Genomic DNA, 16,648 nt, shown 5'->3' with positions numbered 1-16,648 from the left:
CGTGCTCCTCATCGTTGTTCGACCGCGGGTGTGTGGACACAAAACCGCCCCTGCCGGTACAAAACCTATGCCCACGGTAGCGGGTGGGTGTGACTATTACGTTTCCGGCCCGCCGGTTTACTAAGCAGGCTGACTTTATACCAAACGTCTGGTATTGCGTCCGCAATCCGGCCGGCCGTCAGCGGCCCGCTGCCGGAGGCGGCCGCTCCCGCGCGGCCGTGGAGGCTGGCCCCGAGGGCGGCAATCGCCGCCCAGCGCTCGTCCGGATCGATGCCCGCATCACGGAAGCGCCCGACGTCGGACCCCAGTTGGGCGAGCAGCGCACCGATGATCCCGGCCAGGACGTCGCCGCTTCCGGCGGTGGCGAGCCACGCCGTGCCGTCCGCCTGGCTGTAGAAATCCTGGAAAGGCGACGCGACCAGGGTGGTGGCACCCTTCAGCAGGACGGTGGCCTCGGTCAGCACGGCGGCGTGCCGGGCAGCACCAAGGGTGGAAGCCTCGACGGCGGTGCGGTCGGGGGCGGGATCAAAGTCCGGGCTGTCGGGGGACGAGGCGAGCCGCTGGAGGAGGGCCGCCAGCTCGCCGGCGTGCGGCGTGAGAATCACCTGCGGCGCCAGGACCGCAGGCAGGGCGGGTAGCGCCCCGGCGTCGGCGATCACGGGCAGGCCGGATTCCACGGCGTCACGGGCGCGCCGGAGCTGTTCGGTGTCGCCAGGACCCATGCCCGAACCCACCAGCCACGCCTGGACGTGCGTCTCCGCCACGGAGCCGGTGCTGCAGACAACTTCGGGGCAGGACTGCCGCACCAGGTCGGCCACCTCAGGCGGGCCCAGGTAGCGGACCATCCCGGCGCCGGCAGCCAGCGCACCCCGGCAGGCGAGCACGGCGGCGCCTGGATAATCGGCGGATCCGGCCACGACGCCCAGGACGCCGCGGGAATATTTGTGCGAGCGCCTCCCGGGCTGCGGCAGGAGCCGGGCCAGGTCCACCGGCTCAAACCTGCGCAGCGCCGGCCAGGGCAGCTCCTCTTCGATGCCGATAGGCACCACGTGGATGAGGCCGGCGTGATCGGCGCCCGGGTCCGCCAGCAGCCCCACCTTGGCTGCGCCGAAAGTTACGGTCGCATCCGCGGACAGCACCGGCGCATGGGCTTCCCCGGTGTCGGCATCAACGCCGCTGGGGACATCGCACGCCACCACAATGCCTGGCTCTCCTACCGCCAGGCGCAAATCCGAAAGGCCGTTCACGAGATCGGCTTCCGCGCCCCTAAGGCCGCCACGGGCGCCCGTCCCCAGGATTGCGTCAATTACGACGTCGGCACCCGCCACGTGTGCGGCCAGCTGGCTGGCGTTGGAGTCGGCGAGGAGGTGTACGCGCCCGCCGGCGCGCTCAAAGGCAGCCAGCGCCCCGGCGTGGGCCGTTCCGGCGGTGAGTACCGCCGTCGTACGCATTCCCCTGGCGGCCAGGAACGAGGCGGCGAAGAGGCCATCTCCCCCGTTGTTACCCTTGCCTGCGAGGACGGCCACGCTGGCGCCGTAAAGCCGCCGGCTGCGTGCTTGAAGCTCGTGGACCACTGCGTTGGCGAGCCCGTAGGAGGCACGCTGCATCAGAACATCGCCCATCCCGGCAGCCAGGAACGGCTGTTCTGCCGCCCTGATCTGGGTTCCGGTATAGGCGCTGATCATGGTGTCTGGTCCGTCGTTGGGCGGAGCAGTAAGTGACTCAGCCTTCGGCCAGGACCGTGGCGGTGGCGATGCCGCCGTCGTGACTCATGGAGACGTGCCAGCGTTTGACGCCCTTGGACTCGGCCACCGCAAGGACGGTGCCTTTGACCTGGATGATGGGTCCGTGCTGGTCCAGGCCGATCCAGCAGTCCTGCCAGTTCATGCCGGCCGGCGCGCCGAGGACCTTGGCCACGGCTTCCTTGGCGGCGAACCTCGCGGCGAGCGAGCGGGTGTTCAGCTCGCGTTCCGCGGGCACGAACAGCCGGTCCCGGAGCCCCGGGGTCCGCTCAAGCTGGCGGCCGAACCGCTCGATGTCTACAACGTCTACGCCAATGCCAACGATCATGGCGCTATTCTACGGGGACGCTCACCGCCTGCCGTGCACACAGGGCCCCGCCATTACGTTTTCGTAATCACGCTGGTATGATTACGAAAAGGTAATCACCACGAACCTATTACGAGTAACTCATCAAGGAGGCCGCGTGCACGGCGTCATGAAGTCAGTGGCCGACCTGGGCCTGATGGTCTACGGCGTCCGCCAGCGCAGCGGGCTCTCCCAGCGCGAGCTGGCCAGCCGGCTCGGAGTCAGCCAGCGGTACCTCTCCGAACTGGAGACGGGCAAGCCCAAGGTGCTCAACGACCAGTTCTTCGCCGTCATGGAAAAACTCGGAATCGAACTGACGTTCCGGGAGGGCGCCGACCGTGGCTGAAGTGCAGGATGTCCACCTCTACGGCACCGTCGTCGGGCGCATGGTCCGCCACGGCGCGACCACAGTGACGTTCGAATCCTCCGACGCCGGGATGGCCCGGTTCGGGATCGGCTCGCGGATCCTGTCCGCCAACCTGCCACTTGGGCCCCGCCCCTCGACCCCGGAGGCGGCCACTGCGTTCTTCGGTGGACTGCTGCCGGAAGGATCTGGCAGGTCGAACCTTGCCAAACAGGCGCAGGCCAGCCGCGATGATGTCTTCGCGCTGGTGTCGTATGCCGGCCGCGACGTCGCCGGTGCGATCCGCGTCGGTGGGGACCCCGGGGAACCGGCCGAATCCTATGAGGCACTGACCGATGAGCAGGTCGCCGAGAGGTTAACCCTTATCAACGACTATGCGCTTGGTGCCGTGGGCGGCGGCGGCTCTCTGGCCGGATACCAGCCCAAAACCACGCTTGCCCTGCTGGACGGGGTGTGGCACGCGGGGGTCGACGGCGCCGCCTCCACCCACATCCTCAAGCCGGTGGCGGGCGGAAACGAAGGCGCCCTGCACGCCGAGGCGTTCTGCCTGGAGCTTGCGCGGCGGATCGGGCTGACCACGTTCGCCAGCGACGTGCGCACCTTTGCAGGCCGGACCGTCCTCGTCCTGGAACGCTACGACCGCCGCGTCTCTGGCCGGAGCGTGGAGCGTATCCACCAAGAGGACGGCGCCCAAGCCCTTGGGCTGGCTTGGGACACGGACAGCAAGTTCGAAGGTGTCAATGCCGCCGCAAACCTGAAGAACCTCGCCGGACTTCTGCGACGACGCCGGGACATCCTCGGCGCCGGGCCCGACGACCGCGAGACGCTGCTCGCGCACACGGCCTTCAACACCGCCATCGGCAACACCGACGCCCACGCCAAGAACTTTTCCACCCTCCGAAGCCCCGACGGTGCCGTCAGGCTGGCGCCGCTCTACGACGTGTCAACGCACGCCCTGGCGCCCAACGGCCAGCTGAACATGTCCCTCCGGATCAACTCCCGCGCCTATCAGCCGTCGTTAACAATAGAGGACCTGGTTGCAGAAGGCGTCTCCTGGGGACTCGATGAACGGCATGCATGGCGCGCAGTCACCGGAACGCTCGAAGAGCTGGCGCACGCCCTCGAACAGGCCGACGGATCGGCCGTCGGGGAAAAAGTGGCACGGTACATCGACCACGGGACGAGGAATCTTCTGGACGGCAAAGCCGCCGGGATCGGCGGCGTACACCCGTCTTTGGTCACACTCGGTCCAGGTCCTGGCTCTAGCTGAGCCGGCGGTATTCATCGATCAGTGATGAAGGCACCGGCGTGACGCCGGGAACGTCCTTACCGGGGCCAGAATTCGGCCTGTGACGGCGGAGCAGAGCTGCGCCATCAAGTTCCCATCGGAATCCGGGGCTGGACAAGGCAGCCCGGTAGGCGGCGTCGACCGTGTCCGGGTATTTCGCTGCGAGGTCCTCCAGGACGTAACCGGGAACCGTCTTGTCCTCCACGTAGCCACGCAGGAGTTCCGCAGCCGGGTCCTCCGCATCGGCCGGCGGCGTACGGTATGCGCCCTCGACCTGCCCGTAGCAGACGAGGAAGGACACACCCATCTGCGGATGATGGTAGAGCGCTACGTCGTCGGACTCTGCCAAATCCGGCGGGAAGGAATCATCCGGTGCGATCTGTTCGGCCGCGGTCACCAGCGCGGAAGCCTCGGAATCTCCAGCCACGGACGCCTGGTTGCATGCATTCAGGAAACCGCGATACGCCACGATGATGTCGGCCCCGGTACCGCTCACCATATGCGCGTTAAAGAGGTTCAGGAACGTGGTGTGGTGCTCTCCGACGATCCTGCGTCCCTGCTCGACGTTCGCCGGATTATTGAATACCAAGGTGGGAAAGCGTTTGAGGAGGGACGCCGCAAGCGTCTTGACCCCGGGGAGGTCCCGCGGACCGAACAGGCGCATGGTCCCGCTGATGGTCCAGATGTCCCCGATGGGCACCAAGCGCGTCATGACGTAGCCGCCTCGCTGGACGACGCTGATCGCTTCCGCCCCGACTGTGGCGTAGGCCGGGTAATCCATCTCATCGATGAGGTTATGCAGGCTAAGCCGGGCACCCTTGCGGGCATCGACGCGGAAGACGCCGATAACATTACGCTCCCGCCAACCCTCGTAGACGAGTCGCTCCTCCGGCGCAATGGTCTTATTGGTGCGCAGATAGCGGTCGAGCAGCGGCTCGCGTCCGTCCTGGTCTGGATCATAGAGCAGCGACTCGACGGCCTCCGCCCATTGATCATGCGCCGCACTCCCTAGCCCGGAGAAGTCTGACAACGCCTGCGAAAGACGCCGGGCGAACCCCGGTGAGGATGCGTAGACGACCAGGGCTTCCTTGAGGTTCCCCGCCCGGTCCAACAGTTCGTCGGTGTTCATCAGTCTGCGATTACTCTACGGTGACGCTCTTGGCAAGGTTGCGGGGCTGGTCCACGTCGTAGCCCTTGGCCGAGGCCAGGGCCAGGGCGAAGATCTGCAGCGGGACGGTGCTGAGCAGCGGGGCCAGCAGGGTGGGGGTTTCCGGGATGTAGAAGACGTGCTCGGCGTACGCCTTGACTGCCTCGTCGCCTTCTTCGGCGATCACAATGGTCTTGGCGCCGCGCGCCCGGACTTCCTGGATGTTGGAGACAACCTTGGCGTGCAGCGAGTCGCGGCCGCGCGGGGACGGGACCACCACAAACACGGGCTGGCCTTCCTCGATCAGCGCGATCGGGCCGTGCTTGAGTTCACCGGCGGCGAAGCCCTCGGCGTGGATGTACGCGAGCTCCTTGAGCTTCAGCGCGCCTTCCATGGCCACCGGGAAGCCGACGTGGCGGCCCAGGAACAGCACAGACTTCGCATCGGCCATGGACACGCCGAGTTCCTTGATCTGGCCCTCGTTGTCCAGGATCCGCTGGATCTTGGCCGGGATCTTGTTCAGGTCCGCCAGGATGTCCTTGATCTCGCCCTGGAACTTGTTCCCGCGCAGCTGCGCCAGGTACAGGCCCAGCAGGTACGCGGCCGTGATCTGCGCCAGGAACGCCTTGGTGGAAGCGACGGCGATTTCCGGGCCGGCGTGCGTGTACAGCACGGCGTCGGATTCGCGCGGGATGGTGGAGCCGTTGGTGTTGCAGATCGAAACCGTCTTGGCGCCCTGTTCCTTGGCGTAACGGACAGCCATCAGCGTATCCATCGTCTCCCCGGACTGGGAGATGGAAACGATCAGGGTGTTCTCGTCCACGATCGGGTCCCGGTACCGGAACTCGTGGGAGAGCTCCACCTCGGTGGCAATCCGGCACCAGTGCTCGATGGCGTACTTGGCCACCTGCCCGGCATACGCCGACGTGCCGCAGGCCAGCACAATGATCTTGTCGACGTTCTTGAGCAGCTGCGGGTCAATGCGGAGCTCATCCAGGGTCAGTTTGCCGTTGACGTCCGAGCGGCCCAGCAGGGTCTGCAGCACGGCGTCGGGCTGGTCATGGATTTCCTTCTCCATAAAGGACGGGAAGCCGCCCTTTTCCGCCGATTCCGGATCCCAGTCGACGTGGTATTCCTTGCCCTCGGCCGGGGCGCCGTAGAAATCGGTGATCTCCACCGTGTCAGCGGTGATGGTGACAATCTGGTCCTGGCCCAGCTCCACCGCGCGGCGGGTGTAATCAATGAACCCGGACACGTCCGAGCCCAGGAAGTTTTCGCCCTCGCCCAGGCCCACCACCAGGGGTGAGTTACGGCGGGCGGCAACCACAACGTCGGGCTGGTCCGCGTGGACCGCCAGCAGCGTGAAAGCACCCTCAAGGCGCTGGCAGGCGAGCTGCATGGCCTCCGTCAGGCCGCCGTCGGACGCCACACCACCCAGCTTGTTGCGGAAGATATCACCCAGCAGCACGGCCGCGACCTCGGTGTCCGTCTCGGACTCGAAGGTGTAGCCCTTGGCCACGAGCTCCAGCTTGAGCTCGGCGAAGTTCTCGATGATGCCGTTGTGGATCAGGGCCAGCTTGCCGCCGTCGGCCAGGTGCGGGTGCGCGTTCTGGTCCGTGGGCCCGCCGTGCGTGGCCCAGCGGGTGTGGCCGATGCCCGTGAACGTCTCCGGCAACGGACGCTCCTCCAACTCGGCCAGGAGGTTGCTCAACTTGCCGGACTTCTTCCGGGACTCGATGGCACCTTGCGAGACCACCGCCACCCCTGCGGAGTCGTAACCCCGGTACTCCAGACGGCGCAATCCCTCAAGGACTACATCCAACGCACTGTGACCGGCATTCACACGGCCAGCAGAATGGCCCACATATCCAACGATTCCACACATGGGCTCCAGCTTATCGGCAGCCGGGTTGAGATCTAAACTTAGGGTGCTCCATTTCGCTCTGAGCCGCGCGAGGGGCAGAATCTCTAAGGTGACTTTGCAACGCAATGAAGCGAACGGCGAGGGTGTCTCCCCGTTCGTTGAGCTGGACCGCCAGACCTGGTCCCGGCTCGCCGCCCAGATGGAGCAGCCCCTTAACGAAGAGGACATTGTCCGTCTGCGTGGCCTCGGCGATCCCCTGGACATGAAGGAGATCCGCGAGGTCTACCTGCCCCTGTCCCGGCTCCTGCACCTTTATGTGGAGGCCGCGGGCCAGCTTCATGCGGCCACCACCACCTTCCTGGGTGAACAGACCCAGCGCACTCCGTTTGTCATTGGCGTGGCCGGCTCGGTGGCCGTGGGCAAGTCCACCATCGCCCGCGTGCTCCGGGAGATGCTGCGGCGCTGGCCCGGCACTCCCAACGTTGAGCTGATCACCACGGACGGCTTCCTCTATCCCCTGGCCGAACTCAAGCGCCGCCAGCTGCTGGAACGCAAAGGCTTCCCCGAATCCTACGACCGCCGCGCGCTGCTGCGCTTTGTGAGCGAGGTCAAGGGCGGCGCGGAGGAGGTCCGGGCACCCTGGTACTCCCACGTTACGTACGACATCGTTCCGGAGAAGGAAGTGGTGGTCCGCCGCCCGGACGTGCTGATTGTGGAGGGCCTGAACGTGCTGGCCCCGGCCCGCCCGCGCCACGACGGCAAGCAGGGCCTCGCGGTGAGCGATTTCTTCGACTTCTCCATCTATGTGGACGCCAAGACCTCCTACATTGAGGAATGGTACGTGGAACGGTTCCGCAGGCTCCAGAGCACCGCGTTCGCGCAGCCGGAGTCCTACTTCCACCGCTACGCAACGCTCTCCCCCACCGAGGCCGAGAGCACGGCCCGGGACATCTGGAAGCGCATCAACGAGCCCAACCTGGAGGAAAACGTCCTCCCCACGCGTGGCCGCGCACAGCTGGTTCTGACCAAGGACGCGGACCACTCCATCCGCCGCATGCTTCTGCGGAAGGTTTAACACACGTGTGCCACGGCTGCGTGGCAGGCGGCCCCTCGGGGACCAGCCGCCGCTCCTTCGCCCGCTTCCTCGCCGCCGGAGCCGGGCTGACGGTCCTGGCAGCGTGCACGCCGGAGGCACCCGCCGCGGTGACGCCGTCGTCGTCCTCCCCCGCCCCTGCGGTGACATCCGAGTCCCCTACCGCCGTAGCGGCCCCGTCAGTGCAAAGCACGACGGCGGCAGCTGAGCCGCCGCCGCAGGCTCCCGTCCCGCCGTCGGCGGCGCTGCCCCGTCAGTTCTCCCTGACGGATCCGGCCAGCCCCTGGCTGGTGGTCAACAAGCGCCGTCCGCTGGCGCCGGCGGACTACGTTCCGGCGGACCTGGTCCAGCCCAACGTCACGCTGGCCGTTTCGGGCGAGGCGGCCCTGCTGAACAGCACGACGGCGGCTGCCGCGGAAGCGATGTTCGCCGCGGCCGCGCAGGATGGCGTCGCCATGACGCTCGCCAGCGGTTACCGGTCCTACCGCACGCAGGTGGCCACGTACAACGGCTATGTGGCAGCGCGCGGCCAGGCCGATGCCGACACCGCAAGCGCCCGGCCCGGCTACTCGGAACACCAGACCGGCTGGTCCTTCGACATCGGCGACGGCGGCGGAGCGTGCGGCTTCCAGCCCTGCTTCGCGGACCAGCCGGCAGCTGTGTGGCCGAAGGCGAACGGCCACCGCTTCGGTTTTGTGGTGCGGTATCCGTGGATGTTCCACCCGATCACCGGCTACTACTACGAGCCGTGGCACCTGCGGTTCATCGGCGTGGAAGCTGCCACCGACATGGCGACCCGGGGCATCAGCACCGTGGAGGAGTACTTCGGGGTGGACGCGGCGCCGGGGTACGCCTGAACACCGTGCTGATGTGTTGCAGGGGCGTCATCCTCTGTTAACGGCGATGCGCTAGCTTGGTACTCATGCTGACAGGATTCAAGAATTTCATTATGAAGGGCAATGTCGTTGACCTTGCCGTAGCCGTTGTGATGGGTGCCGCATTCAGCTCCGTCGTGACCTCTATCGTCCAGGGCCTGCTGACGCCCCTGATCGGACGTCTGTTCAGTGCCAAGGGCGTTGAAGAGATGCAGTGGGAGGGATTCATGTATGGGTCCGTCATCTCCTCCATCATTTCTTTCGTGCTGGTGGCCGCCTCCATCTACTTCGTGGTGGTACTTCCCATGAACCACATGATCGAGCTCCGTAACCGCAAGCTGGGAATCAACAAGGACGTCAAGGAAGAGGCTGCGGAAGACCCGCAGATCGCCCTGCTTACCGAAATCCGGGATGCGCTGAAGGTCAGCGACCGCTGACAAAGGAGAATGGCCAGTCTCCCTGCGGAGGCCGGCCATTCTTTTTTGGTGCTTTCCGGGTCAGTCCGCCACCAGCTCCAGCGCGAGCTCGGTGCGGACAACCTGGGCAAGGCGCTCGGCGACGGACTGGGCCGTGGCTTCGTCGCCGGCTTCCACCATGACCCGCACTACGGGCTCGGTGCCTGAGGGGCGGAGCAGGACACGTCCGTTATCGCCCAGCTCGGCTTCGGCCAGGACCACGGCCTGCGCCAGCGCGTCGGAACTACCCACGCGGGTGCGGTCAACGCCCTTGACGTTGATGAGTACCTGCGGGAGCTTGGTCATCACAGTGGCGAGCTGCTTGAGCGTCCGTCCCGTCAGGGCGACCTGCGCGGCAATCTGGAGCCCGGTGAGGACGCCGTCGCCGGTGGTGGCGTAGTCGGCGAAGATCACGTGGCCGGACTGCTCGCCGCCGAGGTTGTATCCGCCGTTGCGCATCTCCTCGAGGACGTAGCGGTCCCCGACACCTGTTTCGCGGATCGTGATGCCTGCTTGGCGCAGGGCGATCTTGAGACCGAGGTTGCTCATGACGGTAGCCACCAGGACGTCGTCGATGAGCTTGCCTGAGGCTTTGAGGGCGACGGCCAGGATCGCCATAATCTGGTCACCGTCCACCTCTGTGCCTTCGTGGTCCACGGCGAGGCAGCGGTCGGCGTCGCCGTCGTGGGCGATGCCGAGGTCTGCTCCGTGCTTCAGCACGGCGGCTTTGAGCGGACCGAGATGGGTGGAGCCCACGCCGTCGTTGATGTTGTGGCCGTCCGGCTCCGCGCCAATGACGATGACGTCAGCGCCGGCGTCCTTGAAGACCTGGGGTGAGCAGCCGCTGGCGGCCCCGTGGGCGCAGTCCAGGACAACTTTCAGCCCGTCGAGGCGGTGCGGGAGCGTCTGCAAGAGGTGGACGATGTAACGGTCCTCGGCGTCGGAGAAGCGCTGGATCCTGCCCACGTCGCTGCCGACGGGCCGCTGCGGCTCCTTACCCATCTGCTCCTCGATGGCGTTCTCCACGTCATCTGGAAGTTTCTGGCCGCCGCGCGCGAAGAACTTGATGCCGTTATCAGGGGCAGGATTGTGCGACGCCGAGATCATGACGCCGAAGTCGGCGTCGAGGTCTGCCACGAGGTAGGCCGCGGCCGGCGTCGGGAGAACCCCGGCGTCGTAGACGTCGATACCTGAGCTGGAGAGCCCCGCCTCAACGGCGGCGGCGATGAATTCCCCGCTGGCGCGCGGGTCACGCGCCACCACGGCGCGGGGCCGGGTGCCACTGGTATTGCGGTCATGACCAAGCACGACGGCGGCCGCCTGGGCCAGGTTCATCGCCAGCTCGGCAGTCAACAGGCCGTTAGCCAGGCCCCGGACACCATCTGTTCCAAATAATCTAGACATCGTGGACAAGTCTAGGCGATGGAGGCGGGGCGGCGGGTGTAGGTCCCTGACGTCGTGCTTCGCAGCGAGACCATCTCTGTGTGGTCCTGTCGTACTTCTAGGTGCCACAGCCGACAAATCTGTAGAGGACCGCCGCGCCTTGCTGGTCAACCTTGACGAAGGCCGGTGAACTTTCTGCACCGTCCAAGCCTGGGAAGTCATTGACTTCCTTGCGTTCCGGATCAATGTAGCGCCCGCCGAAATCGAGGAGGAATCGAACGTTCTCCCGCCTGGCTGCCGCGCACACCTCGGAATTCGAACGAGCTTGATTAAGCTTCTTCGATGCCAGCAGCCTGTCCTCGTTGGAACCCGTATAAGCGTGGGCAAACAGAACGCGACGATCCGCTATTGCATATGCCGTAGAACTTCCATCCCATGGGTTATTGGCCACGACAGCGCCCTCCGGTACATGGAAACTGAGCCGCTTCAACAATTCGAGCTCGTCCGGAGTCAACAGAGGTGAAGACTCATCTAGAGCGTAGGTGCGTTCTCGGCCAGGCGTCGTGTCGGAATTCGTCGGCCAGATAATGATGGATGCCGCCAGAGCGGTGATACCAATTGAAACCGCCCACTTGATCCCATTGTTTGAAAAGCGGTCGACTATCCATCCACCTGCTGCTCCGGCAAGAACCGCCCAAAACATGGGCAAGAGCGCAGCTAGGCGAGGTGGATCGCCATACCAAGCGCCAATAACAATCTGTCTAAAAATTGGATCTGGAACCGCCGCAGAGACTACGTAGAGCACAAACGCACCAGTATAGGACGCCAGGAACCACCACTCAGCACGTCGCCGGAGCAGGATCACAGTCCCAAGGAGCGTTAATGCGGCGAGCACCCATTGGATATTGCCATGGGTTGGCGAATTTACGAGGACGCTCCCAGCGGCGACCGGAAGCGAGTCGAATGGGTCCCACGTGGAGGTCCAAGGCCGCACCACAGCCCAGATCACCAGACCGGCGCTGAATAGGCTGACCCAAATCGCTGTCCACTTCAAGTATGCGTAGAGATCCGACTTTTGTTTCTTGAGGGTCCGGAACGACCGCCACGCTGCCATAACAGCGAACATGGATGAAAGCCCTACAAGAGCGACCACTCCAGACATATGCGTAAGGACCAGTCCCGGAAGACCTATGGCTACCGTAATTGCAGCCAAAGGCCATGGCATGAGGCTAGTCTTGCCGAATCTCAGGCCCGTTGCCAGAACTGCGATGAGGGGAGGTAAAAGAGCCACCGACAGCATGTAAGGAAAGAGCGGACCGAAGTCGCTCTTCTGGCTCTGCATCACGGTGAACGGGAAGGCAAAGAAGCCAGCGCTGGCAACGGCAGCGCACTGCAGTGCAATAACTTTTGGGCCAATCACCATATGGACCAGTAGCAGGACTCCAAGCGGCCAAGCGACGGCCACTATCGCAAGGTTGAGCGCATTGACCGCTTCAACCAAAGGCAATCGCGTCGCTTCAGTAATCAAAGCCGCCAGCGCGTGCCAGATCTGCGGGTACAGTCCGGACGATTCGCCCATCAGAGAGCGTACGGCGAATGGCGATCCATCGCCGGAATCCAGGATGTGCCGTACCAAATTGAGGTGGAAAGGTGTATCTATGCCCTGATTGACATTGCCCGGATGCTCGACAATCTGCACATAGCGCAGGCTCAGCAGGGATCCGCTGGTCACGAGAGCAAGCCCGTACCCGACGCCTGATCCCTGATCAACGCTCGACCAGGCAAGACTTCTCGGCCAACATCTGCGAGCCAAGGAGGCTGCGACGAGAACGAGGCCAGCCAGCATCACCGTTGCAACAGCGAACACGGCGATATTCCAGTCAACCCGCAACCACCAACAGGCAAGCGTGGAAACTGCTACGAGTGACGCCGTCAGGACGGGTGCAAGTGAAATCACCCAAACGTGCCGAAGCCCTAGCGTCCAGCCCAAAAGTAGCCCGGGTATCATGAGTACTGCGATTGCCCCTGCGAGGCCCGGTACGGCAGCAAACCAATCCATCAAGGATTACCCAAGTAATTCATAAGTATTTCCCCAAGTTCCCACTTACTGCTAGCCAGGCCCCCACGCGTGTCTATAGCATACACATTATGAAACCTAGCCATGGGGGCCTGGCGCTTGAAATTGTTGTACCGGTTTTCAATGAGGAAACTGTACTCGAAAAGAGCATCACTACGCTCGCGAACTATCTGACACTCGAAATGCCATCAACATGGAAAATTACAATTGCTGACAACGCCAGCACAGACAATACGCAGAGTATTGCCACTCGCTTGGCCGAAGCCTTGCCCAACGTATCTTATCGACGTCTAAACGCTAAGGGACGGGGCCACGCTCTTCGCGATGCCTGGAGCGCATCCGAAGCTGAAGTTCTGGCTTATTTGGATGTAGACCTCTCGACAGATCTTGCGGCCCTGCCCCCGTTGGTCGCGCCCCTGCTATCCGGCCATTCCGATATCTCCATCGGCACACGACTCGGTCAAAACTCCCGCGTCAGCCGCGGTCCGAAGCGCGAGTTCATCTCCCGCTCGTACAACTTTTTACTGAAACGCACCATGCAGGTGCGGTTCTCCGATGCGCAGTGTGGATTTAAGGCCATCCGCGCAGATGTTGCCAGAAGATTACTTCCTCATGTGGAGGACAACGGCTGGTTCTTTGATACTGAGCTCCTGATTATCGCGGAACGATCGGGCCTTCGGATTCATGAGATTCCAGTGGACTGGGTAGATGACCCCGACAGCCGAGTGGACATCCGGCAGACTGCGATCGATGACGTCCGCGGACTCATCCGCGTCGCAGGTTCCTTGGTAAGGGGCTCGATTCCCGTTCAAGCAATCTACGCCGAGCTAGGACGGCGTCCTATCGTTCCCCAGTCACGGCCTAGCTTCTTTGGTCAGGTGATTAGGTTCGGCATGGTGGGAACCATTTCCACCATGGCCTTCGCTCTTTTGTTCATGCTATTCCAAGGCCCCCTTGGGGCACAGCAGGCCAATTTCTTGGCTCTCCTCCTGACCGCCGTTGGCAATACGGCGGCCAACCGCCGCTTCACATTCGGTATCAATGGGCCAGAGAAACTTTTCACCCAGCAGTTCCAAGGCTTGGTAGTGTTCGCTTTGGCTTGGTCAATCACTTCGTCATCCCTGTTGGTCCTCCATGCCATCTCGCCAAACTCTTCGTCTAGCATGGAGCTCGTGACCCTCACCGCTGCCAATGTCCTCGCGACGCTCATGCGCTTTGCGCTGCTACGGATCTGGGTATTCCGTGTTCGCAGCTCGGAGGGCACTTCCAAAGTTGCATCCCCTGGCGTCAAAACGGCGCCAGTCGCTTGAAGGCTTCAACCGACGGCCCGATGGGTTCCAATCAGATTTCGACGGAAATGCCCCCTGCCGCGAGCACACCCAATGAACGGCGTCGATTCTCCGGACGACTGACTCGGCCGTCGTGGGACCGTGGAGCGCTATGGGCGCTTATGGCCGTCACAAGCCTGCTATATGTGTGGGGCCTGGATCATAACGGCTGGGCGAATTCGTACTATTCTGCGGCAGCCATGGCAGGTTCTCAGGACTGGACAGCTTTCTTTTTCTCCTCTTCTGACCCCGGCAACGCAATAAGCGTGGACAAGCCTCCGCTCAGCCTTTGGGTGATGTCCGCTTCTGTGTGGGCCTTTGGTCTGAGTCCTTGGAGCATCTTGGTACCACAAGCAGTCATGGGCGTCGCGAGCGTCTATTTGCTTTACCGGATGGTACAATCTTATGTCAGCGCGGCCAGCGGACTGCTGGCAGCGGCATTTTTCGCTGTGACGCCGGTGGCAACGGTAATGTTCCGCTACAACAACCCGGATGCACTGCTCACGCTACTGATGATCGGAGTGGCCTACTCGGCGCTGGAATCAATCCGCCGTAGCAGCCCCCGGTGGCTTATCTTGGCAGGGGCCCTCACCGGGGCCGCTTTGCTAACCAAGCAGCTGCAAGTAGCACTGGTGCTGCCAGCTGTTGGCGTGGCCTACCTGATGTTCGCCACTGCACCCTTCGCAAAGCGCATGCTTCATCTCTCGGGCGCCCTTCTCGCGGCTGCCATTGCGGGGGGCTGGTGGTTCGTGCTTGTGCAACTGACCCCTTCTTCAAGTCGTCCTTTCGTTGGAGGATCACGCCTCAACAGTGCGGTGGAACTGACGCTGGGCTACAACGGCTTGGATCGCCTTACCGGCGAGGACGCCAGCCGCACCATGTCTCCCGCAGCGGTCGACTTAGCGGAAAAACTGGAGCCAGGGTTCCAACGGTTCCTCCAGCCGCAGTTCACCGGACAGTTCGGGTGGTTTCTGCCGCTCGCCATCGCTGGGCTGTGCATTGCCATCTGGCATGTGCGACGACGTAGTGGCAGCAGGCCGTATCGTGCATTCCTCGTACTTTGTGGAGTCTGGTTCTTGTGCTCCGCCATCGTGCTCGCCTTCATGTCTGGCATCGTCCATCCCTATTACGCACTCACGGCAATCCCCCCGTTGTGTGGCCTCGCTGCCATAGGTCTCATGCACATGTACCGCCTGCGGAGCCTCCGGAATATTCGGTTAGCGCTGGCCGTCGCGCTCCTCGGCACCATGGTCCTCGGCTTCCTTTCCGCCGTTCGCTCGACTGCTGATTTCCCAGTGGGCCCTCAAATTGTCCTGGTCCTGTGGTCAATCACTATCGCGCTTCAGCTCGTTCCTCCACCTAAGCCTGTCCTTCGAACCATCTCCACGGGCCTCCTCGCAGTCACACTGATGGCTGGGCCAGTGCTGTGGTCGGTCAATACAGTCCTAAGCCCGCACGCGGGTGCAGGAGTCGTCGCTGGGCCAAGTATTCTGGGCATCCGAACGGACCATCCTGATCGCCAGCAATTGGGATCGAATGTGCCGCCAAGCTTCGTGGCAGTGATGTTTGGTGAACTACCGGAAACGGGAGTCGTTTCCCGGCTCCTCGAAACACCCACCAGCACAACCTGGGCAGCCGCCATGGTGGGATCAGAGACAGCAGCGAATTACCAACTGGAGAGCAAACGATCGATGCTACCCATTGGTGGCTTTGATGGCACGGATCCGTTTCCCACACTCGAACAGTTTCAGACAATGGTGGACGACAGACAAGTGGGCGCACTGGTCATCCAGGAACTACCTCCCTTGACGCTTGAAGGCCGTGGCGAGTCCGCAAGAATCGTCGAGTGGGTCAGAGCTCGGTACGATGCAGAGCAAATCGGCACCGCCCAGTACTTCAACCTGGTGCCGTGACCCTCGAAGTTGGGCAGGTGGGCCGGGATTCCGACCTTCTGCTCACACCAATTCATATGCACATCGCGTCGTTCGCCAACGAGCGCCCCTGCTGCTACTCCAGTGGGCAGGTCAGGTTTTTCCTGAACCTTCCGCCGGCTCCTTACGCCGGAACAGAAATCATCTCAAGACTCGGGTAGACCCGCTGGCATCAGCGGACCATTCTCGGTCCACGTTCGCATCAATACCGTTCACACAAAAGCAAAATGCCGTTTTCGGGCCCTTCGTCTCTAAGCGTGGTTGGTTCCGCTGAGTTTTCGGTTTGGGGTGGGTCCGGCGTGGCGGCGGGAGAGATGCGTCAGGGCCTCTTTGAATTGGTAGCGACCAAGCTTCCAATTTCAAAAGAGACCCTGACTTGTCCCACTTTACTTCCTGCGCCGCCGGGCGGTGGTGTGAGCGTGCCGATACCCTTCTGGGTGTCCCCGGCGTGCATATCACCTCCGTCGCCGAGGCCGACACCGGCCTGATTGTCCATGTCGAAACCGAACAAACCATCAATGGTTGCCCCGCCTGTGGTGTCGTCGCTGTGGGCCACGGCCGGCGACAGATCCGTCTTCATGACATCCCGTGTTTCGGGCGGCCCGTCCGGCTCGCGTGGGCCAAGCGGCTGTGGCGTTGCCCCGACGAACATTGCCCCAGGAAAGTCTTCAGCGAAGAACATCCCTTGGCCGGGAAGCGGGCGATCCTGACCAGCCGGGCCGTCCGCTGGGCCGTCGATGCACTGGAGAAATACG

At 63.3% G+C, this 16,648-nt stretch carries 14 protein-coding genes; 8 read left to right on the top strand and 6 right to left on the bottom strand.

The window, feature by feature from the left end; all coding sequences use genetic code 11:
- Nucleotides 1-65: 65 nt before the first annotated feature.
- Both ACX80X_RS19400 and ACX80X_RS19395 read right to left on the bottom strand, forming a co-directional pair.
- On the bottom strand, nt 66-1,685 hold the full coding sequence (locus ACX80X_RS19400; RefSeq protein WP_252598364.1) for an NAD(P)H-hydrate epimerase: 1,620 nt from the start codon (nt 1,683-1,685) through the stop codon (nt 66-68).
- Nucleotides 1,686-1,722: 37 nt separating this feature from the next.
- Nucleotides 1,723-2,070 (bottom strand): holo-ACP synthase, encoded by a 348-nt coding sequence (locus tag ACX80X_RS19395; RefSeq protein WP_252567578.1) that lies wholly within the window; start codon nt 2,068-2,070, stop codon nt 1,723-1,725.
- A 136-nt stretch (nt 2,071-2,206) separates the two neighbouring features.
- Between ACX80X_RS19395 and ACX80X_RS19390 the strand changes: the two genes are divergently transcribed.
- A complete protein-coding gene (locus tag ACX80X_RS19390) occupies nt 2,207-2,434 on the top strand; it encodes a helix-turn-helix domain-containing protein (protein WP_200950725.1) in 228 nt (75 codons plus the stop codon).
- Complete coding sequence (locus ACX80X_RS19385; RefSeq protein ID WP_252598365.1) at nt 2,427-3,722, top strand: type II toxin-antitoxin system HipA family toxin; 1,296 nt, start codon at nt 2,427-2,429, stop codon at nt 3,720-3,722. The genes ACX80X_RS19390 and ACX80X_RS19385 overlap by 8 nt, the downstream gene beginning before the upstream one ends.
- On the opposite strand, the gene ACX80X_RS19380 is transcribed toward ACX80X_RS19385, so the two are convergent.
- Both ACX80X_RS19380 and glmS read right to left on the bottom strand, forming a co-directional pair.
- Nucleotides 3,715-4,869 (bottom strand): hypothetical protein, encoded by a 1,155-nt coding sequence (locus tag ACX80X_RS19380; protein ID WP_459313089.1) that lies wholly within the window; start codon nt 4,867-4,869, stop codon nt 3,715-3,717. The two genes, ACX80X_RS19385 and ACX80X_RS19380, sit on opposite strands and share 8 nt — an antisense overlap.
- Before the next feature lie 10 nt (nt 4,870-4,879).
- Nucleotides 4,880-6,772, bottom strand: coding sequence for a glutamine--fructose-6-phosphate transaminase (isomerizing) (glmS, locus tag ACX80X_RS19375; RefSeq protein WP_252598367.1), 1,893 nt, complete (start codon nt 6,770-6,772; stop codon nt 4,880-4,882).
- Between the two features lie 88 nt (nt 6,773-6,860).
- On the opposite strand from glmS, the gene coaA reads away from it, so the two are divergent.
- The 3 genes from coaA to mscL all read left to right on the top strand — a co-directional run bounded on the left by coaA (nt 6,861) and on the right by mscL (nt 9,156).
- Nucleotides 6,861-7,826: a type I pantothenate kinase gene (gene coaA, locus ACX80X_RS19370; protein WP_252598368.1), complete on the top strand. Its 966-nt coding sequence runs from the start codon at nt 6,861-6,863 to the stop codon at nt 7,824-7,826.
- A 20-nt stretch (nt 7,827-7,846) separates the two neighbouring features.
- A complete protein-coding gene (locus tag ACX80X_RS19365; RefSeq protein ID WP_459313086.1) occupies nt 7,847-8,701 on the top strand; it encodes a M15 family metallopeptidase in 855 nt (284 codons plus the stop codon).
- 65 nt (nt 8,702-8,766) lie between these two features.
- A complete protein-coding gene (mscL, locus tag ACX80X_RS19360; RefSeq protein ID WP_104062597.1) occupies nt 8,767-9,156 on the top strand; it encodes a large conductance mechanosensitive channel protein MscL in 390 nt (129 codons plus the stop codon).
- A 60-nt stretch (nt 9,157-9,216) separates the two neighbouring features.
- Here mscL and glmM read toward each other — a convergent pair whose 3' ends face one another.
- Nucleotides 9,217-10,578 carry a phosphoglucosamine mutase gene (gene glmM, locus ACX80X_RS19355; protein WP_459313084.1) on the bottom strand — a complete coding sequence of 454 codons (1,362 nt, stop codon included), beginning with the start codon at nt 10,576-10,578 and terminating at the stop codon, nt 9,217-9,219.
- Between the two features lie 97 nt (nt 10,579-10,675).
- Complete coding sequence (locus ACX80X_RS19350; RefSeq protein ID WP_459313098.1) at nt 10,676-12,565, bottom strand: DUF6541 family protein; 1,890 nt, start codon at nt 12,563-12,565, stop codon at nt 10,676-10,678.
- Between the two features lie 140 nt (nt 12,566-12,705).
- On the opposite strand from ACX80X_RS19350, the gene ACX80X_RS19345 reads away from it, so the two are divergent.
- From ACX80X_RS19345 to ACX80X_RS19335, 3 genes are all read left to right on the top strand, one after another.
- A complete protein-coding gene (locus ACX80X_RS19345) occupies nt 12,706-13,944 on the top strand; it encodes a bifunctional glycosyltransferase family 2/GtrA family protein (RefSeq protein ID WP_459308459.1) in 1,239 nt (412 codons plus the stop codon).
- Nucleotides 13,945-14,084: 140 nt separating this feature from the next.
- Nucleotides 14,085-15,875, top strand: coding sequence for a glycosyltransferase family 39 protein (locus ACX80X_RS19340; RefSeq protein ID WP_459313082.1), 1,791 nt, complete (start codon nt 14,085-14,087; stop codon nt 15,873-15,875).
- A 394-nt stretch (nt 15,876-16,269) separates the two neighbouring features.
- Nucleotides 16,270-16,648: transposase family protein (locus ACX80X_RS19335; RefSeq protein WP_459313080.1), on the top strand; the 379-nt coding region annotated here is incomplete at its 3' end.

The sequence above is a fragment of the Pseudarthrobacter sp. MDT3-1 genome, assembly GCF_054510755.1.
Note: the sequence above shows the minus strand (reverse complement) of the source record. Positions and strands in the feature narration are given on the sequence as shown.